At 53.2% G+C, this 21,062-nt stretch carries 22 protein-coding genes; 12 read left to right on the top strand and 10 right to left on the bottom strand.

From position 1 onward, the window contains the following. Window positions 1-6 precede the first annotated feature (6 nt). The 4 genes from nqrF (at window position 7) to PSE_RS24305 (ending at window position 3,497) form a co-directional block, all read left to right on the top strand. Entirely contained in the window at window positions 7-1,230 is a 1,224-nt protein-coding gene (gene nqrF / locus PSE_RS24320; RefSeq protein WP_014287211.1) for an NADH:ubiquinone reductase (Na(+)-transporting) subunit F, read from the top strand. A 118-nt stretch (window positions 1,231-1,348) separates the two neighbouring features. Continuing rightward, on the top strand, window positions 1,349-2,188 hold the full coding sequence (locus tag PSE_RS26805) for a DUF4440 domain-containing protein (RefSeq protein ID WP_014287210.1): 840 nt from the start codon (window positions 1,349-1,351) through the stop codon (window positions 2,186-2,188). Between the two features lie 62 nt (window positions 2,189-2,250). Continuing rightward, window positions 2,251-2,745, top strand: a complete 495-nt coding sequence (locus PSE_RS24310) for a hypothetical protein (protein WP_041768809.1) — start codon at window positions 2,251-2,253, stop codon at window positions 2,743-2,745. Window positions 2,746-2,939: 194 nt separating this feature from the next. Beyond that, entirely contained in the window at window positions 2,940-3,497 is a 558-nt protein-coding gene (locus PSE_RS24305; protein ID WP_014287207.1) for a cysteine hydrolase family protein, read from the top strand. On the opposite strand, the gene PSE_RS24300 is transcribed toward PSE_RS24305, so the two are convergent. After that, window positions 3,494-4,429 carry a GlxA family transcriptional regulator gene (locus PSE_RS24300; protein ID WP_014287206.1) on the bottom strand — a complete coding sequence of 312 codons (936 nt, stop codon included), beginning with the start codon at window positions 4,427-4,429 and terminating at the stop codon, window positions 3,494-3,496. The genes PSE_RS24305 and PSE_RS24300 overlap by 4 nt on opposite strands. A gap of 98 nt (window positions 4,430-4,527) precedes the next feature. On the opposite strand from PSE_RS24300, the gene PSE_RS24295 reads away from it, so the two are divergent. The 4 genes from PSE_RS24295 to PSE_RS24280 all read left to right on the top strand — a co-directional run bounded on the left by PSE_RS24295 (window position 4,528) and on the right by PSE_RS24280 (window position 7,092). Continuing rightward, complete coding sequence (locus tag PSE_RS24295) at window positions 4,528-5,076, top strand: cysteine hydrolase family protein (RefSeq protein WP_041768808.1); 549 nt, start codon at window positions 4,528-4,530, stop codon at window positions 5,074-5,076. A gap of 159 nt (window positions 5,077-5,235) precedes the next feature. Further along, window positions 5,236-5,796 (top strand): cysteine hydrolase family protein, encoded by a 561-nt coding sequence (locus tag PSE_RS24290; protein WP_008552656.1) that lies wholly within the window; start codon window positions 5,236-5,238, stop codon window positions 5,794-5,796. 34 nt (window positions 5,797-5,830) lie between these two features. After that, entirely contained in the window at window positions 5,831-6,379 is a 549-nt protein-coding gene (locus PSE_RS24285) for a cysteine hydrolase family protein (RefSeq protein ID WP_008552628.1), read from the top strand. A gap of 152 nt (window positions 6,380-6,531) precedes the next feature. Next, a complete protein-coding gene (locus PSE_RS24280) occupies window positions 6,532-7,092 on the top strand; it encodes an isochorismatase family protein (protein WP_008552582.1) in 561 nt (186 codons plus the stop codon). A 4-nt stretch (window positions 7,093-7,096) separates the two neighbouring features. Here the strand turns inward: PSE_RS24280 and PSE_RS24275 are convergent, their stop codons facing one another. The 7 genes from PSE_RS24275 to PSE_RS24245 all read right to left on the bottom strand — a co-directional run bounded on the left by PSE_RS24275 (window position 7,097) and on the right by PSE_RS24245 (window position 16,529). Next, a complete protein-coding gene (locus tag PSE_RS24275) occupies window positions 7,097-8,377 on the bottom strand; it encodes a TCR/Tet family MFS transporter (protein WP_014287202.1) in 1,281 nt (426 codons plus the stop codon). Window positions 8,378-8,485: 108 nt separating this feature from the next. Continuing rightward, on the bottom strand, window positions 8,486-9,271 hold the full coding sequence (locus tag PSE_RS24270; protein ID WP_014287201.1) for a crotonase/enoyl-CoA hydratase family protein: 786 nt from the start codon (window positions 9,269-9,271) through the stop codon (window positions 8,486-8,488). Beyond that, window positions 9,268-10,131, bottom strand: a complete 864-nt coding sequence (locus PSE_RS24265; protein ID WP_014287200.1) for a hydroxymethylglutaryl-CoA lyase — start codon at window positions 10,129-10,131, stop codon at window positions 9,268-9,270. Before PSE_RS24265 ends, PSE_RS24270 begins: the two co-directional genes overlap by 4 nt. A 6-nt stretch (window positions 10,132-10,137) precedes the next feature. After that, a complete protein-coding gene (locus PSE_RS24260; RefSeq protein ID WP_014287199.1) occupies window positions 10,138-11,769 on the bottom strand; it encodes an acyl-CoA synthetase in 1,632 nt (543 codons plus the stop codon). Window positions 11,770-11,772: 3 nt separating this feature from the next. Then, a complete protein-coding gene (locus tag PSE_RS24255; protein ID WP_014287198.1) occupies window positions 11,773-13,761 on the bottom strand; it encodes an acetyl/propionyl/methylcrotonyl-CoA carboxylase subunit alpha in 1,989 nt (662 codons plus the stop codon). Window positions 13,762-13,773: 12 nt separating this feature from the next. Further along, the gene (locus PSE_RS24250; protein WP_014287197.1) at window positions 13,774-15,381 is read right to left on the bottom strand and encodes a carboxyl transferase domain-containing protein; all 1,608 of its coding nucleotides are present in this window, start codon (window positions 15,379-15,381) and stop codon (window positions 13,774-13,776) included. Then, complete coding sequence (locus tag PSE_RS24245) at window positions 15,381-16,529, bottom strand: isovaleryl-CoA dehydrogenase (RefSeq protein ID WP_014287196.1); 1,149 nt, start codon at window positions 16,527-16,529, stop codon at window positions 15,381-15,383. Before PSE_RS24245 ends, PSE_RS24250 begins: the two co-directional genes overlap by 1 nt. 248 nt (window positions 16,530-16,777) lie before the next feature. Between PSE_RS24245 and PSE_RS24240 the strand changes: the two genes are divergently transcribed. Beyond that, window positions 16,778-17,368 (top strand): TetR/AcrR family transcriptional regulator, encoded by a 591-nt coding sequence (locus PSE_RS24240; RefSeq protein ID WP_041769163.1) that lies wholly within the window; start codon window positions 16,778-16,780, stop codon window positions 17,366-17,368. Window positions 17,369-17,379: 11 nt separating this feature from the next. Next, window positions 17,380-18,003 (top strand): glycerol-3-phosphate 1-O-acyltransferase PlsY, encoded by a 624-nt coding sequence (plsY, locus tag PSE_RS24235; protein ID WP_014287194.1) that lies wholly within the window; start codon window positions 17,380-17,382, stop codon window positions 18,001-18,003. A gap of 12 nt (window positions 18,004-18,015) precedes the next feature. Here the strand turns inward: plsY and PSE_RS24230 are convergent, their stop codons facing one another. Then, window positions 18,016-18,471, bottom strand: coding sequence for an Lrp/AsnC family transcriptional regulator (locus PSE_RS24230; RefSeq protein ID WP_008552661.1), 456 nt, complete (start codon window positions 18,469-18,471; stop codon window positions 18,016-18,018). Between the two features lie 114 nt (window positions 18,472-18,585). On the opposite strand from PSE_RS24230, the gene PSE_RS24225 reads away from it, so the two are divergent. Both PSE_RS24225 and PSE_RS24220 read left to right on the top strand, forming a co-directional pair. After that, complete coding sequence (locus PSE_RS24225; RefSeq protein WP_014287193.1) at window positions 18,586-19,437, top strand: PhzF family phenazine biosynthesis protein; 852 nt, start codon at window positions 18,586-18,588, stop codon at window positions 19,435-19,437. 75 nt (window positions 19,438-19,512) lie between these two features. After that, window positions 19,513-20,538 carry an NADP-dependent oxidoreductase gene (locus PSE_RS24220; RefSeq protein WP_014287192.1) on the top strand — a complete coding sequence of 342 codons (1,026 nt, stop codon included), beginning with the start codon at window positions 19,513-19,515 and terminating at the stop codon, window positions 20,536-20,538. Between the two features lie 15 nt (window positions 20,539-20,553). Here the strand turns inward: PSE_RS24220 and PSE_RS24215 are convergent, their stop codons facing one another. After that, window positions 20,554-20,964, bottom strand: a complete 411-nt coding sequence (locus tag PSE_RS24215; RefSeq protein WP_014287191.1) for an OsmC family protein — start codon at window positions 20,962-20,964, stop codon at window positions 20,554-20,556. Between the last annotated feature and the right edge of the window lie 98 nt (window positions 20,965-21,062).

The following is a 21,062-nucleotide window of genomic DNA, read 5'->3' as shown; positions in this document are numbered from 1 at the left end:
GAGCAGATGCAAGACTTTACCTGGGGCATTACGCTCTTCACTCTGATCGTGCTTGCGCTGGTGATCGTCATTCTCATGGCGCGCAGCAAGCTGGTTGCTTCCGGCGACGTTAACATCGAAATCAACGGTGAGCGCACTGTTTCCGTTCCTGCGGGCGGTAAGCTGCTCAACGTTCTGGCTGATCAGAAGATCTTCGTTCCTTCCGCCTGTGGTGGCGGTGGTACCTGTGCTCAGTGCCGCGTGAAAGTGCACGAGGGCGGTGGTTCCATTCTGGCAACTGAGGAAAGCCACATCACCAAGCGTGAAGCACGCTGTGGTGACCGTCTTTCCTGTCAGGTTGCTGTGAAGCAGGACATGAAGATTGAAGTGCCTGAAGAAGTGTTCGGCGTGAAAAAGTGGGAGTGTACTGTTCGCTCCAACGAAAACGTTGCGACCTTCATTAAAGCGCTGGTTCTGGACCTGCCAGAAGGCGAAGACGTGAACTTCCGTGCAGGTGGTTACATTCAGATTGAAGCGCCTGCGCACAAGCTGAAGTACACCGACTTCGACATCGAAGAGCAGTACCGCGAAGATTGGGACAAGTTCAATCTGTGGCAATATGAGTCCATCGTGGACGAGCCAGTTGAGCGTGCTTATTCCATGGCGAACTACCCGGACGAAAAAGGCATGATCATGCTGAACGTTCGTGTTGCTTCTCCACCTCCTGGCACCACAGGTATTCCGGCTGGTAAGATGTCTTCGTTCATCTTCAACCTGAAGCCAGGTGACAAGGTGACCATCTCCGGTCCGTTCGGTGAGTTCTTCGCTCGCGAAACTGATAAGGAAATGGTGTTCATCGGTGGTGGTGCTGGTATGGCGCCTATGCGCTCGCACATCTTCGATCAGCTGAAGCGTCTTGAGAACCGCGATCGTAAGATCACTTTCTGGTACGGTGCACGTTCTAAGAAAGAGATGTTCTTCGTTGAGGACTTCGATCAGCTGGCGAAAGAGTTCCCGAACTTCACATGGCATGTGGCGCTTTCTGATCCGCAGCCAGATGATGACTGGGACGGTTACACCGGGTTCATTCACAACGTGCTCTACAACGAGTACCTGAAGGACCACGCTGCGCCAGAAGACTGCGAGTACTACATGTGTGGTCCTCCGATCATGAACCAGTCCGTGATCAACATGCTGCTTGATCTGGGCGTGGAACGTGAAGACATCATGCTGGACGACTTCGGCGGCTAACCGCTGAAAGCACTGCGAGAATTAAGAGACCCGGTGTCGAGAGGCGCCGGGTTTTTTATTGCCCTCTGACTAGGGCGAGCTATAATTAGTGCAACTTATAATTGAGGATATTTAAGTAATGATTGTGGGTCGTTCGCAGATTAGTTTGTGGGCGTACGTTGCTCGCTTTATTGCGATTTTCGTGCTGGCTAAAGCAGCTATCTTTATTATTCTGATGATTGACTTTCTTGTGTGGGATGTAGAATTCCCTTTGCAGTACGTCTGGGAGGTCGACTCTCCTTTACAATACTTCGATTGGATGCTTGCTATTGCCTGTGGGGAGAGTGTTGGAGAAACGATCTATAGAAGAAATGGTGTTGGCCTTGAAGGTACATGCTTACTAAAGCTCTCTGGTTTTTGCCTGCTTAGTTTCCTTATTATTGAAGTGATTTTCACGTTAGTTGCGATACTTGTAGATCCGAGTTTAGCGTGGTTTCCGAAAACTACAGTTGAAGGTGTTTTCTCGCTATTTTTTCCTGCCATCTTCATTTTTTGGATGATCTGGTTTGGATTCAAATGGGGATTTCGAACCGGAGAGAAGAAAGCTGCAAAACGCGCTGCGGAAGCAGCTGAGCAGTCATTGACTGAGTTGCTTTTGTCTTTTGAAAAACAGCTCCTGGATCCTGCAGTTCGAAGGGTCCGGAAGAAACTCGAACGGTTGTTGCATGTGGACTTTGTTGAGATTGGTGCGAGCGGTCGAACATATGATCGTCAACAGGTCCTTGATGAACTTCCGGCTGAGGCGCATGGTTATCCGACCAGAACGATTGAAGGTTTTCAGATACGTGAACTTGGTGAGGGGCTTGTTCAGGTTTTTTACGATATTGCGGAGAATGGAACGCGTCGAACATCCATCTGGATGTTCGCAGGCCACCGATGGCGCATGATTTATCATCAAGGAACACCCAGAGGATCCTAGTGTGTTTAGATAGATAAGTTTGCCGAGCTTACAAGAAATGCGTTGGGGAGATGAGATTTGAAATGAAGAAAGTAAGTTTGCAGTGGGTCTTAGGAATGGCCGTATTATACGTTTTGATTGCTTTTGCAATTGAACGATTAACCGGTGAAGTGCTTTCGATTGACCTGTCATTCCGGGAAATTATTACGGTAGGAGCGATAGGATTATTTGCGCCAACTCTTGTTGCTTCTCTTAGCGTTGTTACACTCACGATTAAATGGCGTAACATTGCTCTCTCCCAAAACCAGATGTTTTATCTTGCTGCTTTTAGCGTGATTATTGATCTCTTGTTCTATTGGGCCATCTCGATCCTGCTTTACTCAAATTCAGTAGATTTTTCTGATGTAATAGCACATTGGGGAGTTCGGGAAAGTACTGAAAAATTCGCCCTTTTTGCGATTTTGATGTTCTTTTTTAGTATGTTTGTCTCACTGCTTTTGCGATGGCTGGCACTCCGTATTTCAACTTGGTTGGTGCTCAAGTTTGTTCAGGTGGAAGAAGCCGAGAGTACAAGCTAACCCACTCAGATCTCTAAAATCCGACTGATTGCGTGCGCGTGGCCTAAATGAATTGGGGCCTAGTATGTGGGCTGGTGAATTTTCACTAGGGCCTGACGCGCTCATGAGCAGCTTTCTTCAGGCTCTGACGCTTGTTGCGCGTTTCCTTTGGGATGCTGAACCGTCCTACTGGGATGCGCTGTAGAGGGTTGGGTATGACGCATAACACCGCTTTGCTCATCATTGCATGTCAGAATGACCATTTCCCGGGTGGGAAGTTTGAGTTGCCCAAGCAGATGGAAGCTGCGGGGAATATTGTTGAACTGCTGAAAGATGCGAGGCAGCACCACGAGTTCGTCATTCATATCAAGCATGTCTACAAAGATCCTAATTCTCCTTTCATGGCCGAAGGATCATTTGGGGCTGAGATCAATAAGATGGTCTGGCCCAAACAAGACGAGCCGATTGTCACCAAGTACAGTTTCAATGCATTAGAAGGTACCAATCTCAAGCAGTTGCTGACGGATCACAAGATTGATGATCTGGTGATCTGCGGATCAATGACTCAGTACTGCATTGTTGAAACAGCGCGTGCCACCATGGATCTGGGGTATCCGGTTACTGTAATTTATGATGCCTGTGCAGCGAGTTGCATGGAGTTCCGCGGGCGTGAAGTCTCCGTTGATGATGTGCAGGCTGCGATTATGGCTTCGCTTATCTTCTCGAATGCGTCCGTGGTATCGACGGATGAGTTTCTGACACAGCCTCACTAAGCAGCATGGCTTTGGTAGCCGAACTTCTGACGGTACTGGCCGGGGCTTAGACCTGTGGTTTTGATAAAGACACGGCGACAGGCGGTTGGGTCGTCGTAGCCAACTTCCCACGCGATCTCATTGAAAGAGCGTTTGGTTTGCTCCAGTTGCTGACGGGCTTCAGTGATGCGCAGTTGCTGAAGGTAAGCGTTGGGTGTGTGGCCTGTTGCGGTTTCAAAACGGCGTAGGAATGTTCTGCCGGTGAGGCCGGCTTTCTCTGCCATGTCGGGCACAGTCAGCTTTTGCTTATAAGCCATCTGCAGCCAGTGCTGGGCTTTGAGGATTGCTTGATCGCCATGGGAGAGGTCGGGATAGAAGCGGCGATAGTTTTTTTGCTCCCGTCCAGCCGGGTCTATGAGAAAATGACGGGCGACGTCCAGCATGGTTGCATGGCCTGCGAAGTGATCGATGAGCCTTAATCCGAGATCAGTCCAGGCCATGATGCCGCCGGCGGTGATTACATCGCCTTCGTCCACGATCATCTTGTCTGTGTCGAGTTTCACAAGCGGGAACCGTTCTGCAAAGCTCTCTGTAATCGCCCAATGGGTTGTTGCGGGCCTGCCATCAAGAATGCCTGTTTCAGCAAGTAAGACAGCGCCAACGCAAATGGAGCAGAGGATAGCGCCGTGCTCATGCTGTTGTTTGAGCCATTGGGTTAGACTAGCGGAAACAGTTGGTTGTTGAGCTGCCAGACTGGGAGGAAGGATGACTGCTGAGAACGTGCAGCTCTCCATAGTCGGCAGTTGATCTTGCTGAAGGATTACAGCCTCTATGCACGTTGCTTCTCCCTTGTTTGCGGCGTTGAGCATGTCAACAAGGCCGTAAACAGCTGAAAGCTGGGCACCCGGGTAGGAGATGATGCCGATGCGATGATGCTTATTTGAGTTGCTCATTTGGCGATTATAGCATGTTTTATGTCGTATATGCCAATCGAGTGATTGGCGGATGCGGATTAGGTTGGCTGCATAAGATCAAACCGATGGAGGCATACATGTCTAAGTCAGCACTGGTTATCGTCGATGTGCAGAACGATTACTTCCCGGGCGGTGCCTGGGAACTGAAAGGGCAGGTTGAAGCTGCTCAGAACGTAAAGCGCCTGCTGGAAGACAGCCGCAGCAAGAACACACCAATCATCCATATCCAGCATGTGGTGGAAGCAGGTGATGCCCCGTTCTTCAACAAAGGTACTGAAGGCGTGAAGATCCATGAAACTGTGTTGCCACAGGATGGTGAGCCGCTTGTTGTGAAGCAGTTTGCAAACAGCTTCCTTGAGACCAACCTGAAAGAGGTGCTGGACGAGCAGGGCATTGAGCATCTGGTTGTTGTTGGTTCCATGTCTCATAACTGCATTGATGCGACTGTGCGCGGCGCTGTTGATCTGGGTTACACCGCAACCATCATTGATGATGCCTGTGCAACTTTGGACATGGAGCACAATGGTGAAGTGATCCCTGCAAAGTATGTGCACGGTGCCTTCATGGCGTCTCTGGCATTTGCTTACGGCAAGGTGATTACGACAGACGACTATCTGGCGGGATAAGCGCGCACTTTCAGATGAGTTCAGGAGCCAGCTGTTCAAGCTGGCTTTTGGCGTTGTTAGCTCGGGATTTTATAAAATCTGCTTCTTAAAATCCGGCATGCTTAAACGTGTTGCCCTTATTGTCTGCGCTGAAAAGACCAATAGGACTGAGGTGTGCTTATGCCAAAAAGGGCCCTAATTATTGTCGACTGCCAGAACGATTATTTTCCAGGTGGTGCCTGCCCTTTAGCTGGGCAAGTTGAAGCAGGAAAAAACATTGCCCGTCTTCTGGAGGTGGTTCGCGACAACGATGAGAACGTCATTCATCTCCAGCATATGTATAAAGATAAGTCAGAGCCTTATCTGGTTGAAGGATCTCCCGGGGTAGAGATTAACGAGTGCGCCAAGCCCGTCGATGGGGAGCCGGTTGTCGTTAAAAACTACATGAACGGCTATAAGGACACCAACCTGCAGCAGATCCTTGTTGAGGCAGGTATTGATGAAATCGTGATGTGTGGTTCCATGAGCCAGAATTGCGTGAACGCGACCGCGCGGCAAACTCTGGACCTGGGCTATCCGCTGACGATTATTTATGACGCCTGTGCGACGGAAGACCTTGAGTTCAATGGTGTGAAAGTGCCAGCAGATCACGTTCATACCGCTATGATGGCGTCTCTGCGGTTTGCGCATAGCAACGTGATTTCGACGGATGAGTTTCTGGACACGGTGAATGGAGCGTAAGCGACTTTTTTCATGAACAACCTGTAGAGGGGATATGACCAAAAAGGCCCTTATCATCATTGATTGTCAGAATGACTTCTTCCCGGGTGGGAAGTGTGAGTTGGTGGGGCAGGTCGAATCTGCAGCAAACATTCAGCGCTTGCTCAAAGCGGCGCGCGACAACAAAGATATCGTTGTCCATATTCAGCATTTTTTCAAAGACAAGTATGCACCCTTCCTGGCTGAAGGAACCATTGGAGCTGAGCTACATGACAGCTGCAAGCCGGTGGAAGGGGAGCATGTGGTGGTGAAGTACACGGCGAACAGCTATCTCAACACCAACCTTCAGCAAATCCTTGAGGATGCCGGGGTTGAGGAGATTGTTATCTGCGGGGGGATGTCTCATTTGTGCATTGATGCAGCGGCGCGGGCGACCGTTGATCTGGGGTATCCGATTACCGTTATCTATGATGCTTGTGCAACGTGTGATCTTGAGTTTGAGGGGGAAGTTGTGCCTGCAAAGTATGTGCAAGGGGCAATCATGGCTGCACTTTCCTTCGCCTATGGCAAAGTGATTACCACTGAAGAATATCTGGCTGTCTGAGCCTGGCTGCATGTGCGCTGCCCGCTCTTTATAAGGTCTGGCGCTTACCTCTAGATTTTATGAAAAATGCGGGTTTTTCTGGCTCAGTTCCGTCAATCGATATCTATTAGAGTGTTAGTGAACTGCCTGTGACAGGAGGTGTTGAACGGAAAATGACGAGGACGGCGCTGCTGATAATTGACTGTCAGAACGACTTCTTTCCCGGTGGGAAATGTGAGTTGGAAGGGCAGTTGGAAGCTGCAGGGAACATTCAGATGTTGCTTGCAAATGCACGCGCTCAGGATCAGACCATCGTTCACATTCAGCACCATTTCAAAGAGAAGGATGCGCCGTTTACCGTTGAGGGGACCATCGGGGCGGAAATCCACGATATGGCCAAGCCGTTGCCGCACGAGCCTGTAGTGACCAAGTACACCTCCAACATCTTCCTCAATAACAATCTCAAGCAAATTCTGGATGATGAGAATGTTGAGGAACTGGTGATTTGCGGGTCCATGAGCAAGGACTGTATCGCCGCGGCAGCTCATGCAACGACGGAACTGGGGTATCCGATTACGATTATCTATGATGCTTGTGCGACGCGTGAGCCGGGAGCTAATGACCAGTCGTCGCAACAGGAGTTTGTGCAGGCCGCGATCATGGCTTCGCTGTCGTTTATTTGCAGCAATATCGTCTCAACAACAGAGTATCTGCAACGAAATTCGATAGCCTGAGAAGTTACTCTGCGAGTGTGCTTTCTGGCAGGGCAACGGGCTGTGAGTTGCCGCTGATTTTCTTCAAGCCGATCAGGAATGGACCTATGGCAAGTACCATGAATGTTGCTGCGAGCAGGAACGGTGCACCAGGGTAATAAAGCTCTGCTCCATCAGCTGTGAAGTGGGTGAAGAGCTGGGTCATCATCAACGTAGAGAGCACCAATGTGAGGCCGATGATACTGGTCAGTGCGCCTTGCAGACGGCCCTGTTTGTCCTGAGAGACGTGGTGGCTCATCAGGGCGATCATGGCGGGCGGGATCATGGCACCGAGCGCTGCAGGTGGAAGCAGCAGGATGACAGTGAGTGTGTTGGGCGCGAAGGCGAACCCTAACAAGGCGATAACGGCGAAGAAAAAGCCATAGAGAACCGTTTTGGCTTCCCCTTTGCGAGGGATAATCCAACGGATGAGGCCGCCTTTGACGCTGGAAAAGCCGATACCGACGATGGCGAGAGAGAGGCCAACTTGTGCGGTGGTCCAGTGGAAGGCTTCGATGGTGTAGTAGGGCCAGATGGCCGGGTACACGAAGTTCGCCATTTCAAACAGAAAGAGGGCGATGAACAGCCACATCAGTACAGGCGTTTGGGCGATGTCCAAAGCAGCACCAACCGGATTTGCTCTGCGCCAGCGGATGGCTTTTCTTGCTGCTTTTGGCAGGGTCTCCGGCATGTAGAACAGGCCGTAGACGAAGGTGATGGCGATCAGGATTGCTGAGATATAGAACGGAACGCGGATGCCGAAGAGGGCGAGGGTGCCGCCGATGACAGGGCCGATCACAAAACCGAAGCCGATGGCTGCACCAACCATGCCGAAGCGGGTGGCGCGTTTGCCGTTGTGGGAGATGTCAGAGACGGCTGCATAAGCGGTGGCGTAGGTGGCACTGGCCACTCCGGCGAGTAGCCTGCCGATGAACAAGACCCAGAGTGAGCCTGCGAAGGTCATGATCAGGTAGTCGATTGTCAGGACAGCCAGTGAGATCAACAGCACCGGACGGCGGCCAAAGCGGTCTGAAATTGCACCAACGGCAGGGCCGAAGAGGAACTGCATGGCAGCGTAGCTTGCCGCGATGTAGCCACCCCAGAGGGCTGCGTCTGCGATGGTGGTTTGGCTGAGTTCTGCGACCAGTGCTGGGGTCACCGGAATGATCAAACCAGCACCAATCGCGTTCAGCAAAACAGTCCCTGCAATGAAGACAAGGGTATGAAAATCCTGTTTTGACCTGATAGCTTGCAGTGCCGGCAGCATTCTTTTCTCGTTTTTTCGCTAAATGCTATGTAACAAAGCGCTCCAGCAAGTAAAGAAAAAACTCAGCATTTGTGCATATGCCGCAGGTCAAACAGTCATCATGAAGATTTATTTACGCCAAGGTGGTGTTTCTTTAGCGAAGAAGGCAGCAATTCCGGCTTGCGCTTCAGATGTTTCCCATCTGTCCGCTAGGGCATTTGCTGTGTAGTCAATCTGATCTTCTACTGGCATGCGTGCCAAGTTCTGGCAAAGTGCTTTTGCGTCTGCCACGGCTCCCGGTGCGCAGTTCAGATAAGCTTCTGCTTCTTTCTGCGTTACTGCGTGCAGGTCATCGGCTGATGTCACCAGTGAAACCAGACCCAGATGATGGGCTCTTTCTGCGCCAAATGGGCGGGCGTTCATGAACACCTGACGGGCATGGCCTTCTCCCAGACGGCGTACAACATACGGGCCGATGGTTGCCGGGATCAGGCCGAGGCGGGTTTCTGTGAGGGCGAACTTGGTGTTGTCGGCTGCGACCACCAGATCACACACACTGAGCATGCCAACGCCGCCTCCATAGGCCGGGCCGTGAACGCGGGCGATCAGGGGCTTTTTCATGCTGTCGAGGCGTTTGAGCATGCCTGCCAGACGGTTGGCTTCCTGCATCTTACCGATGCGGTCCTTCTCAGCTTGTGCTTGCATCCATTTGAGGTCGCCGCCAGCGCAGAAGGTTTCGCCATCTGCTGCCAGAATGACGGCGCGGGTTTGCTTGCAGTTGTCCAGCTCTTCGGCTGCTGCTGCAAGTTCGTCTATCATTTCTGCATTCATGGCGTTGTGCTTTTTAGAGCGTGCTAGCCAGAGAGTGGTGATGCCGTTTTCGGCTTTCTCTATGCGAATGTTCTCAAAGGTCATGCGGCGGCTGCCTCTTTAATGGAGAGAATGAACTCTTGCGTTTGTTCCAGCTTTTCGATGTCCAGACCGGTGTCGTAGTCCAGCAGTTTTGCCATTTTGGCGACGGCCAGTGTGCTGACGTTGCCTTTGGCGCCCGGAGCATAAGGGCATCCGCCCAAGCCACCGATTGCGGAATCGAATGTCCGCAGGCCCATCTTGATGCTGGACATGATGTTAGCCAGAGCCAGATCTTTGGTATCGTGGAAGTGGCCGGCAAGCTGTTCAACAGGAACAACCTTCAGCACTGCGTCCAGCATGGCCTCGGTTGTTTCCGGCGTAGCTGCGCCTATGGTGTCGCCGAGGGATACCTCGTAGCAGCCCATCTGCAGCAAGCGTTCGGAGACCATGGCTGTGTTCTCAACTGGTGTCGGGCCATCATAGGGGCACTCGACAACGCAGGAGACGTAACCACGAACCGGAATGCCGTCTGCTTTTGCGGCTTCCACGATTGGAGCGAACCGTTCAAAGCTCTCTTCAATGGAACAGTTGATGTTCTTTTGAGAGAAGCCTTCAGACGCTGATGCGAAGATTGCAACTTCATCTGCACCAGATGCTTTGGCACGCTCGTAGCCTTTGATGTTTGGCGTTAGCGCGGTGTAGCGAATGCCGGGCTTGCGGTTGATGCCTGCAAACACTTCTGCAGCATCTGCCATTTGTGGCACCCACTTAGGAGAAACGAAGCTGGATGTCTCGATCTTCTCAAACCCGCATTCGGAAAGGCGGTTGATCAGTTCGATCTTGTTTGCTGTCGGGATCAGCGTTTTTTCATTCTGAAGGCCATCGCGTGGACCCATTTCAAAAATGTTTAGTTTCTTGCTCATCGCTGATCAAACCTCCTCGTCGATAGCGCGGGCACGAAGTTCTCTGCGGATTACCTTACCGGTTGTTGTCATTGGCAGGGCTTCGACAAATTCCAGTTCTCTTGGATATTCATGAGCAGCCAGACGCTGCTTAACAAACTCAGATAGTTCCTTGGCGAGTTCATCGGAAGGCTCCATACCTTCCTTCAGCACAATGTAGGCTTTGACGATCTCAGTTCGCAGTTTGTCCGGTTTGCCGATCACACCTGCCATGGCAACAGCGTCATGTTTCAGCAGGCAGTCTTCAATCTCACCCGGGCCGATGCGATAGCCGGAAGATGTGATGACATCATCATCGCGGCCAACAAACTGGATCCAGCCGTCCTTGTCCATCACGCCTTTATCGCCCGTGATGAGGAAGTCGCCGGAGAACTTCTTCTTCGTGGCTTCCGGGTTGTTCCAGTATTGCAGGAACATAACAGGGTTTGGAGCGCGAACGCCGATGTTGCCGAGCTGACCGGTTTCCAGAATGGTGCCGTTGTCGTCTACGATCTGTACATCAAAGCCCGGCACGGCTTTGCCGGTGACACCGGGGCGGGTTTCCATCAGCTCTGCGCAGGTGGAAACAACCAGATTGCATTCGGTCTGGCCGTAAAACTCGCTGATTGTCAGGCCAAATGTATCGCGGCCCCATTGGATCAGTTCTGCGCCAAGGGCTTCGCCACCACTGCCGAGAGAGCGGAGAGAATAGTTCCAGCGGTCCTTCGGGTTCTCAACCTGCCGCATCATCTTCAACGCGGTTGGTGGGATGAAGGCATTGCGAATTCTCAGATCCTGCATCAGCTGAAAAGCTGCTTCGCCGCTGAACTTTTTGAAGCGACAGGCGACGACTGTAACACCGTGGTGCAGGCTCGGCAGGAGAACATCAATCAAACCGCCAATCCATGCCCAGTCTGCAGGTGTCCAGAAGCGATCACCTTCCTTCGGGAACATGTTGTGCGGCATCTCCACGCCGGGCAGGTGGCCGAGCAGCGTGCGGTGCGCGTGCAGCGCGCCTTTCGGCTGGCCTGTGGTGCCGGAGGTGTAGATGATGATGGCAGGATCTTCGGCTTTGGTCTTTACCGGGGTGAAGTCTTCGCTCTGCTCTGCCATTTCAGCATGGAGCGAACGGTTGCCGAAGTCAGTGCCCTCGATGTTCAGGATCAGTTCAAGCTCAGGCAGGTTTTCGCGGATCTTTTCAAGCTTTGCAGCACCAGCGTTGTTGGTGATGAGAGCTTTGGCGCCGGAGTTACCTAGTCGGTACTCCAGTGCCTCTTCGCCAAACAGGGAGAAGAGCGGAATGGAGATGCCGCCGAGCTTGTGAATTGCGATATGGGAGAAGGCTGTTTCTGGCGCTTGCGGCAACAGGATGCCAACACGATCACCGCGAGTGATGCCTTGTGAAACGAGCAGGTTGGCCAGCTGATTGCTCAGCTTTTTCAAGTCACCGAACGTGTAGGTGGTTGTTGGCCCTTCTTCTTCAGCGAAGATGAGTGCTTCGCGGGCGGCATCTTTGTCCGCCCACTTGTCACAGATATCTACGCCGATGTTGAAGAACTCCGGGATGTCCCACTGAAACTTTTCTCGGAGCTCCTCATAGGTATTCGCAGATGGCAACAACGGTTATTCCTCCTCCTCAAGCGTGAGGAGTATAACGCCTTCTTCCACCTGGTCACCTGCGTTCGCCATCACTTCTGCCACCACACCATCACGTGGTGCTTTGAGAGAGTGTTCCATCTTCATGGCTTCAGTGACGATCAGGGTATCGCCCTCAGATACCTTATCACCCGGCTTGCAGTTTACTGCACGCACGAGGCCCGGCATTGGAGAGGTGATTGCATTGCCTGATGCTGCACTGTCATCCTGCTCTGCCAGATGATCCGGCAGGTCGAAGCGCCATGTCACACCACCGGAGAACAGTGTGAGGCTGGTGTCTTCGACGAAGAAATCTGCAGAGGTGATCTGACCGGAGAAATCCACACGCATGTGGTTGTTATCTACGGAGAGGATCTGCAGATCGAAGGTCTCACCATCAACCGTCACTGTCAGGCTGCCATCATGATGACGGCTTGCAACAACCTCGGTCACTTCATCACGCCATGAGAGGTGTGCGAACTGTTTTGCAGCTGTCCAGTGACGCCAACCGGTGAGGCTTACCCATGGATCATCGTCGACCACGGCAGTCTCAGTTGCAAAGCCGAGCTCGATGAGAGCAGCCATTGCAAAAGCATACCGGGTTGGGGCTGTTGGTTTGGTGAGAGCTTCCAGCTCACGGTCGATAAGACCGGTATCCATCTCACCTTTCGCAAAGCCCTCGTGATTACACAGGCGATGCAGGAAGGTGATGTTGGTGGTGCAGCCGACAGCGTGGCTCTTTTCCAATGCCAGAGACATCTTGGCCAGAGCAGCTTCACGAGTTTCGCCGTGGCAGATCACCTTCGCGATCATTGGATCGTAGTAAGGGGTGATCGTGTCGCCTTTGCGCACACCACTATCGATGCGGGCAAACAGTTCTGGCAGCTTGAGCTCGTTCAGCGTTCCGGTTGCTGGCAGGAAGCCTGCTTCAGCATCCTCAGCGTAGATACGTGCTTCGAACGCATGTCCAAAGATCGTGAGCTCATCCTGCATCAGAGGCAGAGTGCCACCAGCTGCTACGGAAAGCTGCCAGTTGACCAGATCTTGACCAGTGATGGCCTCTGTCACAGGGTGTTCTACCTGCAAGCGGGTGTTCATTTCCATGAACCAGAAGCGATCAGAACGCAGACCATCAGAGCCATCAACGATGAACTCAACAGTGCCAGCCCCTTCATAGCCAACAGCTTGTGCTGCTTTGACGGCAGCTTCGCCCATGGCGTTGCGCATCTCTTCGGTCATGCCAGGGGCAGGGGCTTCTTCGATCACCTTCTGGTGGCGACGCTGCAAGGAGCAGTCGCGTTCGAACAGGTGAACGGCGTTGCCATGGCCATCACAGAAGACCTGAACCTCGATATGGCGAGGGGACAGGATGTACTTCTCGATGAGCACGCGCGGATCGCCAAAGCTGGACTGGCCTTCTCGCTGAGCACCTTCCAGTGCTTCGATGAAGTTTGCCGGGTCATCAACGCGGCGCATACCTTTACCGCCGCCGCCTGCGCGGGCTTTGATGAGAACCGGATAACCGATCTTTTCAGCTTCCGCTTTCAGGAACTCGCCGTCTTGGTTTTCACCATGATAGCCCGGCACAACAGGAACGCCGGATTCTTCCATCAGCTTCTTTGCAGCGTCTTTCAAGCCCATTGCGCGGATTGCGTCCGCTGGTGGGCCGATGAAGACGAGACCAGCTGCTTCGACTGCTTCCACAAACTCTGGGTTTTCTGAAAGGAAACCGTAGCCCGGATGGATCGCGTCTGCGCCGCTGGTTTTAGCTGCGGCGAGCAGCTCAGGAATGTTGAGGTAGCTTTCTGCCACTGGCGCTGGGCCGAGGCGGTAAGCTTCATCTGCCATTTGCACATGACGGGCATCGCGGTCGGCGTCTGAGTAGACGGCCACAACTTTGATGCCGAGGGCTTTTGCAGACTTTGCAACACGGCAAGCAATTTCACCGCGGTTGGCAATAAGGATTTTCTTGAACATGTCGCGGCCCCCTTACATGCGGAAGATGCCGAATGGCGTGTCTTCGATTGGTGCGTTGAGGGTTGCAGCGATGGACAGAGCCAGCACGTCGCGGGTTTTGCGCGGGTCGACAATGCCATCATCCCAGAGGCGTGCAGATGCGTAGAGTGGGTGCCCTTGCTCTTCAAACTGATCAATGATCGGCTGTTTGAAGGTTGCTTCTTCTTCCGCTGACCATGTGCCGCCTTTACGCTCAATGCCGTCACGACGCACAGTTGCCAGTACGCCAGCAGCCTGCGGGCCACCCATGACGGAGATGCGGGAGCTTGGCCATGTCCAGAGCATGCGCGGTGAGTAGGCGCGGCCACACATGCCGTAGTTGCCAGCCCCGAAGGAGCCGCCGATCAGCATGGTGATCTTTGGAACTTTGGCACATGCCACTGCGGTGACGAGCTTTGCACCGTCTTTTGCGATGCCGCCTGCTTCGTACTTCTGACCGACCATAAAGCCGGTAATGTTTTGCAGGAAGACCAGCGGGATTTTGCGCTGGCAGCACAGCTCGACGAAGTGCGCGCCTTTGAGGGCAGCTTCGGAGAACAGGATGCCGTTGTTGGCGATGATACCGACAGGCATGCCGTGGATGTGCGCAAAACCAGTAACGAGCGTGGTGCCGTAGCGGGCTTTGAACTCGTCGAAGCGGGAGCCATCTACCACACGGGCGATAACTTCGCGCACGTCGTATGGGGTTTTCAGGTCAGCCGGGACAACGCCGAGGATTTCTTCTGGGTCGTAGAGCGGATCTTCCGGCGTTTGCAGCAGAAGCTGATCCGGCTTGCGACGGTTGAGGTTCGAGACTGCCTGACGGGCCAGTGCCAGAGCATGAGCGTCGTCACGGGCCAAGTGGTCTGCCACACCGGAGAGGCGGGTGTGAACATCCCCGCCGCCCAGATCTTCAGCAGAAACCACTTCGCCCGTGGCGGCTTTCACCAGTGGAGGACCGGCGAGGAAGATGGTGCCTTGCTCTTTCACGATAATGGTCTCATCACACATGGCTGGCACGTATGCGCCGCCAGCGGTACAGGAGCCCATGACCACCGCGATTTGCGGAATGCCCTGTGCGGACATGTTGGCTTGATTGTAGAAAATACGGCCGAAGTGTTCTTTATCCGGGAACACTTCATCCTGCTGAGGCAGGTTAGCTCCGCCAGAATCTACCAAGTAAATGCATGTGAGATTGTTCTCCATGGCGATTTCTTGGGCGCGGAGGTGCTTCTTCACCGTCAGCGGATAATAAGTGCCGCCCTTAACCGTGGCATCGTTGGCAACGATCATACATTCGATGCCGTTGACCCGACCGATGCCGGTGACAATGCCAGCCGAAGGGGAGGCGTTGTCGTACATGTTATAGGCAGCAAACTGACCGACTTCCAGAAATGGAGAACCTGGATCGATCAGACGGGCAACGCGCTCGCGCGGGAGGATTTTCCCACGAGACACGTGCCGCTCGCGAGGGCCTTCGCCCCCGCCTAACAGTGCTTGCTGGCTTGCTGCGCGGACCTCATCCATCGCGGCGAGGTGCTGGGTGCGGTTGTTCTTGTAGCTTTCCGAACCCGTTGTAGCCTGAGACTTGATGGCAGCCATTATTTGGTTTCCTGGAAGAGCTCACGGCCAATCAACATGCGGCGGATTTCGGATGTGCCAGCGCCGATTTCATAGAGTTTCGCGTCACGCAGCAGGCGACCGGTTGGGTATTCGTTGATGTAACCATTTCCGCCGAGGGACTGGATTGCTTCCAATGCCAGCTTGGTTGCGTTTTCTGCAGAGTAAAGAATACAGCCAGCGGAATCCTTACGGGTGGTTTCGCCTCGATCACACGCAGCAGCAACCGCGTACACGTAGGTGCGGGAGGCATTCATCAAGGTGTACATGTCTGCGATTTTGCCCTGCATCAGCTGGAACTCACCAATCGCTTTGCCGAACTGCTTACGCTCGTGGATGTAGGGTACAACGACATCCATAGCCGCCGCCATGATGCCCAGAGGGCCACCGGAAAGCACAACACGCTCGTAGTCCAGACCGGACATCAGCACGTTTACGCCCTTGCCTTCTTCACCGAGCACGTTCTCGTAGGGGACTTCGCAGTCTTCAAAAACCAGTTCACAGGTGTTGGAACCGCGCATGCCCAATTTGTCCAGCTTCTGGGCTGTTGAGAAGCCTTTCATGTCTTTTTCGATGATGAATGCTGTCATGCCGCGCGGGCCAGCATCCGGATCGGTCTTCGCGTAAACAACCAGAGTGGAAGCGTCCGGGCCGTTTGTGATCCACATTTTGTTGCCGTTGAGCACGTAGCGGTCGTTGCGCTTTTCAGCGCGCAGTTTCATGGAAACAACGTCAGAGCCAGCGCCAGGCTCAGACATGGCCAGAGAGCCTACATGCTCACCGGAGCAGAGCTTTGGCAGGTACTTTGCTTTTTGCTCAGGCGTGCCGTGCCGATTGATCTGGTTCACGCACAGGTTGGAGTGTGCGCCGTAGGACAGGCCGACGGATGCAGAAGCGCGGGAGATTTCCTCAACTGCAACAACGTGGGCGAGGTAGCCCATGCCGGTGCCGCCGTATTCCGGGTCAGCCGTCATGCCCAGCACGCCGAGTTCGCCCATCTCTGTCCAGAGGTCATTCGGGAACTCGTTGGTCTCGTCGATCTCAGCGGCGCGCGGTGCGAGTTTGTCCTGTGCCCAACGGCGAATGGTTTCGCGCAGAGCATCAATGTCTTCACCAAGACCAAAATTCATTACGGCGTCAAACACGGCGCTTCCTCCTGCTACCGATCCAGTCAATCCACGCTCTTTGTTGAGCTTCCCAGTGGATCGCAAATTAATTAAACGAACGTTCGTTTGATTAATAGCAGGCGCTCAGTTACTATGCAATAACCCTTAGGGCGCATTTCCTGTTGCGTATTCTTTCCCGAAAACTGCTAGGCAACTCTAGGGTACGCGCTGAAACACTGCGTCTCCTATGTTGAATGATAAAGGCTCAGATCGTGGCACGAACCAAAGGCTCCGTTGGCGCAGATACGAAGACTGCAATCTACTCCGCAGCGAAAAAGCTGATTGAAGCCAAGGGCTTTGAGGCGATGACACTTCGTCAGCTCGCGGCTGAGGTGGGCGTGCAACCGGGTTCCGTCTATCGCTATGTGGAGAGTAAGGATGAACTGCTTCAGGCGCTGATGAACCAGCATATGGTGAGCCTGATTGAGAACTGGGAGAAGCTGGAAGGCAAGGGGGATGATCCAATTTCCCGTCTCAAAGCCTTTGTTGCGTTTCACATCCGCTACCACATTGAGCGCCGCGCAGATGTCGTGATTGCGAATCTGGAGCTGCGATCTCTGGGGGAGGATTATCGCGCGGATGTGGTAACCAAACGCAGCCAGTACGAAGCGAACCTGCGTAGCATCCTCTCTGATGGTGTGAAGGCTGGTGCGTTTCCCAAAGTGGATCTGGAAGTTGCTGCTTTTGCCATTATCGCCATGCTGACTGGCGTTTGCTTCTGGTATCGCCCCGACGGACGCCTTAGTATCGATGAGATTATCGAGGTGCATCAGAAACTGGTGCTACAGGGCGTTGTGGGCTAGGGGCTATTCCTGTGATTGATCTGATTAAATTAATTGCAGCTCTTGGAGCGGGTTATCTGCTGGGCAGTATCAGCACGGCTGTGCTGGTTGGGAAAGCCTATGGCAAGGATATCCGTGAGCATGGCAGCAAGTCTGCTGGACTGACCAACACACTTCGTGTTCTGGGAAAACCTGCTGCTTTGGTTGTTCTTTTCGGAGATATCCTGAAAGGCATCGTTGCCTGTTTGGTTGGCCTGTACCTTGGCGTTTATGCAGGTTCTGGTGTTGCGGTGGACAGTGTGAGCATGTTGCTTGCCGGGGCTGGTGCTATTGTTGGTCACAACTGGCCTGTGTTTTTCGGCTTCAGAGGCGGCAAAGGTGTGCTGACGGCTGCCGCTGTGCTGTTCATGCTGGATCCGATTATTGCCGCAAGCTGTCTGGGTTCTTTTGTGCTCATCGTTGCTGCGACCCGCTATGTTTCTCTGGGTTCCATCTGCGCCGCGCTGCTGTTCGTAGCGCTTTCCTTCATCCCGATGTTTGGTCACACAATCTACTTCCAGATCTTCGCACTAGCGATGGCCTCCATGGTGGTTGCCAAGCACCGCGCGAATATCGGCAGATTGCTCTCCGGTACTGAGAATAAGCTGAGCTTCTGAAGCCAGATACGCTCACCGAAGCGGGACCATCCGGTTCTTAATCGGAGAAGCTTTCACAATTGAGGTGTTGGTCATTGCTTTTTCGTGGAGAGGGTCGAGCAGGTCGTCGAGTTCGCTGACGTCTTTTAGGTAGATGCGGGTGACGAAGCAGTCTTCTCCGGTGACTTTATCGCAGGAGGTAAAGCGGGGCTCGTTGAGGATGAGCTGTTCCACCACATGCAGATTGCCCGGGCTTGGTTTGACGCGCACGATTGCTTCCAAAATGTAGCCAAGCGCCTTTGGGTTTATCTCTACCGTAAAGCCTGTGATGATGCCGTCTTGTTCCAGCTTGCGGACGCGCTCTGTTGTGCTGGGGGCGGAGAGGCCGATGCGACTGGCCAGTTCGCTGATGGATATGCGGGCATCACGCTCCAGAATCTCGAGGATTTTGCAGGCAGTTTCGTCTAGCTGTTTAATCTCCTTAGGCACTTTTGTTCTCTCGCTTTAAAATGTGAAGGCATTTCGTGCAATTTGCCTTTCATTCTCTATATAGCAGAAAGCCGTTGCTGGCTATTTTTTCAGTCATGACGATTGGAGGTTCTCATGCAGACAGATCTTTTAGCGCTTCAACACATCTCAGCATTCTCCCATGGAGAGGAGGGTGGCAACCCTGCTGGTGTTCTTGTGGGGGAGGCGATGCTTCCAGATGCGCAGATGCAGTCTATTGCGGCTGATCTCGGTTATTCTGAGACCGTGTTTGCGGTGCCTCTTGCTGATAAAGATGGGTATCGGGTGCGGTATTTTTCGCCAGAAAATGAAGTGCCGTTTTGCGGGCATGCAACGATTGCATTGGGTGCGGTACTGGCTCAGCAACATGGCCGAAAAACGCATCAGCTTGAACTGAATGAAACCGTCATCTCCGTTGAGAGCTGGCAGGAGAATGGGCAGCTGAAAGCCGCTTTGCAATCTCCGCTGACCAAGAGTGCGGGCTTGGAAGATGAGGTAAAAGCTGAGCTACTTGGGCTGCTTGGTTTGAGCGAAAGTGATCTGGACCGTCGGATACCGCCAGCTCGCATTCACGGCGGTGCAAACCATCTGGTGCTCGCTTTGAGTGACAGGGCCAAGCTGGCTGGGATGGCCTATGATCTAGAAGTCATGAAGCAGTTCATGCTTGGGCAGGGCTTGGTGACGATCATGCTGGTTCATGTTCGTGGACCGCAAGAGTTTGATGTGCGCAATGCGTTTGCCTCAGCCGGTGTGTTTGAAGACCCTGCCACGGGGGCAGCTGCTGCGGCGTTTTCCGGTTATCTGCGAGATATTGGCTGGGCTCATGGTGGTGAAATCCACATTGTGCAGGGTGAGGATATGGGATCAAAGTCTCTCATTACTGCTCATATCCCAGCTGAAGCAGGTTCCTCCATTCGCATTTCCGGCAGTGCGCGCCAGATGTGCTGATACTGCCTTTTGATGAGCTGATATTTTGGCCCGAGGCAGATCTGTCTCGGGCTTCTTACTGAAAAGAAGAAGAACATGGTGCTGGTTAAACAGTGGATTTATGAGGTGCGGCCGGAAGCGGATGTATCTCCTGCGAACTATCGGTATGAGGAAGTAGAGCAAGACCTTACGCCTGTGCGGGGTGAGGTTGTGGTTGAAGGAGTGTATTGGTCCGTCGACCCATATATGCGTATTCAGCAAAGCTCCAAAGACACCTGGGAAGCGCCGCATCCAACTGGAGAGGTGCAAGGCGCAGCTGTTGTTGGCCGGGTCACCCGTGTGGGAGAGGGGGTTACGGCTCTCAAAGTGGGTGATTGGGTTGAAACCTATATGGGCTGGAGCAGTGCAGGACTTCGGGCCGTTGCAGACTGCCGCTTGCTGAATGCTGATGAGGTTTCGCCTTCAACAGCGTTGCATGTGCTTGGTATGCCGGGGCGGATTGCTTATTTCGGTTTGCTGGAAGCTGGAAAGCCAAGACCGGGTGAAACTCTGGTAGTGAGCGGTGCTGCGGGTGCGGTTGGTTCCATTGTTGGCCAGATCGGCAAGTTGGCTGGGCTGCGGGTGATTGGTGTGGTTGGCTCTGATGAGAAAGCGCGCTGGATTACCGAAGAACTTGGTTTTGATGCGGCCATCAATTATCGGCAGGTGACTGATGTTGAGGGCATGAAGCAGGCCTTTGCGGAACATGCTCCGGATGGTGTCGATATCTACTACGACAACACGGGCGGCGTTACGACAGACGCCTTCATCGAGAGCATGAACCTGCGGGCGCGTATCATCATTTGCGGTCAGATTAGTCAGTATCAGTCTGGTCTGGAGGTGCCTAATATGGGGCCACGCTTGCTGCATCACTTCCTTTACAAACGCGCGACTATGACTGGAGTTTTGGCACGGGATTACACTGCCCGCATGGATGAAATGCTGAAAGTGATGGGGCCGTGGGTGCGGGACGGCAAGATCAGGTACAACGAGACCGTGATTGATGGCTTTGAGAAATTGCCAGAGGCGCTGTGTGGTCTGTTCACTGGTGCCAATACCGGCAAGATGATTGTGAAAGCCTGAGGCTGGTGTTTCGCGCTAAACGAGTGAGAAGCTGATCTCTGCGTTGAGCGTGTTGGACACTGTGCAAATTTCTTTGGCAGCTTTGAGCATGGCTTCTGCTTTCTCGCGGTCCTCAAACTCCGGGAGAGCAAACTCCAGATGGAAGCTGCCAAAGCGGTGGGGCAATGTGGATGCCTTTTCCGCGTTTACAGTGATGTAGACATTGCCAAGCGCTACCTTTTGCTGCTTGGCTACCATTTCCAAAGAGATTGCCATACACGACCCAAGGGCGGACATGATCAGGTCTGATGGAGCGGAGAACTCATCGGAGTCTCCCAGACCTGCTGAGTACTGATGTCCGAACTCGTTAGTCACCCAGAACTGGCCGTACTCATGAGACGCAACGGTGAGGGGGCCATAGGACTTGGGTTTCATTCTGATTGGCATATCGACTTCTCAGGTACATTTCCGGGTGGTGTGTTGTTTGGCTATGTATATGGCCAGTGGAGGCTCCAGGTAAATATCTGTGGTTGGCAGAAAGTGCG

Source organism: Pseudovibrio sp. FO-BEG1, assembly GCF_000236645.1.
In the GTDB taxonomy this organism is placed as follows: domain Bacteria; phylum Pseudomonadota; class Alphaproteobacteria; order Rhizobiales; family Stappiaceae; genus Pseudovibrio.
This window is presented reverse-complemented; position numbering and strand designations above follow the sequence as displayed.

What these genes read in the sequence shown, in the direction of transcription:
- nqrF (WP_014287211.1), top strand. Translation starts at nt 7, where the DNA reads ATGCAAGACTTTACCTGGGGCATTACGCTCTTCACTCTGATCGTGCTT.
- PSE_RS26805 (WP_014287210.1), top strand. Translation starts at nt 1,349, where the DNA reads ATGATTGTGGGTCGTTCGCAGATTAGTTTGTGGGCGTACGTTGCTCGC.
- PSE_RS24310 (WP_041768809.1), top strand. Translation starts at nt 2,251, where the DNA reads ATGAAGAAAGTAAGTTTGCAGTGGGTCTTAGGAATGGCCGTATTATAC.
- PSE_RS24305 (WP_014287207.1), top strand. Translation starts at nt 2,940, where the DNA reads ATGACGCATAACACCGCTTTGCTCATCATTGCATGTCAGAATGACCAT.
- PSE_RS24300 (WP_014287206.1), bottom strand. Translation starts at nt 4,429, where the DNA reads ATGAGCAACTCAAATAAGCATCATCGCATCGGCATCATCTCCTACCCG.
- PSE_RS24295 (WP_041768808.1), top strand. Translation starts at nt 4,528, where the DNA reads ATGTCTAAGTCAGCACTGGTTATCGTCGATGTGCAGAACGATTACTTC.
- PSE_RS24290 (WP_008552656.1), top strand. Translation starts at nt 5,236, where the DNA reads ATGCCAAAAAGGGCCCTAATTATTGTCGACTGCCAGAACGATTATTTT.
- PSE_RS24285 (WP_008552628.1), top strand. Translation starts at nt 5,831, where the DNA reads ATGACCAAAAAGGCCCTTATCATCATTGATTGTCAGAATGACTTCTTC.
- PSE_RS24280 (WP_008552582.1), top strand. Translation starts at nt 6,532, where the DNA reads ATGACGAGGACGGCGCTGCTGATAATTGACTGTCAGAACGACTTCTTT.
- PSE_RS24275 (WP_014287202.1), bottom strand. Translation starts at nt 8,377, where the DNA reads ATGCTGCCGGCACTGCAAGCTATCAGGTCAAAACAGGATTTTCATACC.
- PSE_RS24270 (WP_014287201.1), bottom strand. Translation starts at nt 9,271, where the DNA reads ATGACCTTTGAGAACATTCGCATAGAGAAAGCCGAAAACGGCATCACC.
- PSE_RS24265 (WP_014287200.1), bottom strand. Translation starts at nt 10,131, where the DNA reads ATGAGCAAGAAACTAAACATTTTTGAAATGGGTCCACGCGATGGCCTT.
- PSE_RS24255 (WP_014287198.1), bottom strand. Translation starts at nt 13,761, where the DNA reads ATGTTCAAGAAAATCCTTATTGCCAACCGCGGTGAAATTGCTTGCCGT.
- PSE_RS24250 (WP_014287197.1), bottom strand. Translation starts at nt 15,381, where the DNA reads ATGGCTGCCATCAAGTCTCAGGCTACAACGGGTTCGGAAAGCTACAAG.
- PSE_RS24245 (WP_014287196.1), bottom strand. Translation starts at nt 16,529, where the DNA reads ATGAATTTTGGTCTTGGTGAAGACATTGATGCTCTGCGCGAAACCATT.
- PSE_RS24225 (WP_014287193.1), top strand. Translation starts at nt 18,586, where the DNA reads ATGCAGACAGATCTTTTAGCGCTTCAACACATCTCAGCATTCTCCCAT.
- PSE_RS24220 (WP_014287192.1), top strand. Translation starts at nt 19,513, where the DNA reads ATGGTGCTGGTTAAACAGTGGATTTATGAGGTGCGGCCGGAAGCGGAT.
- PSE_RS24215 (WP_014287191.1), bottom strand. Translation starts at nt 20,964, where the DNA reads ATGCCAATCAGAATGAAACCCAAGTCCTATGGCCCCCTCACCGTTGCG.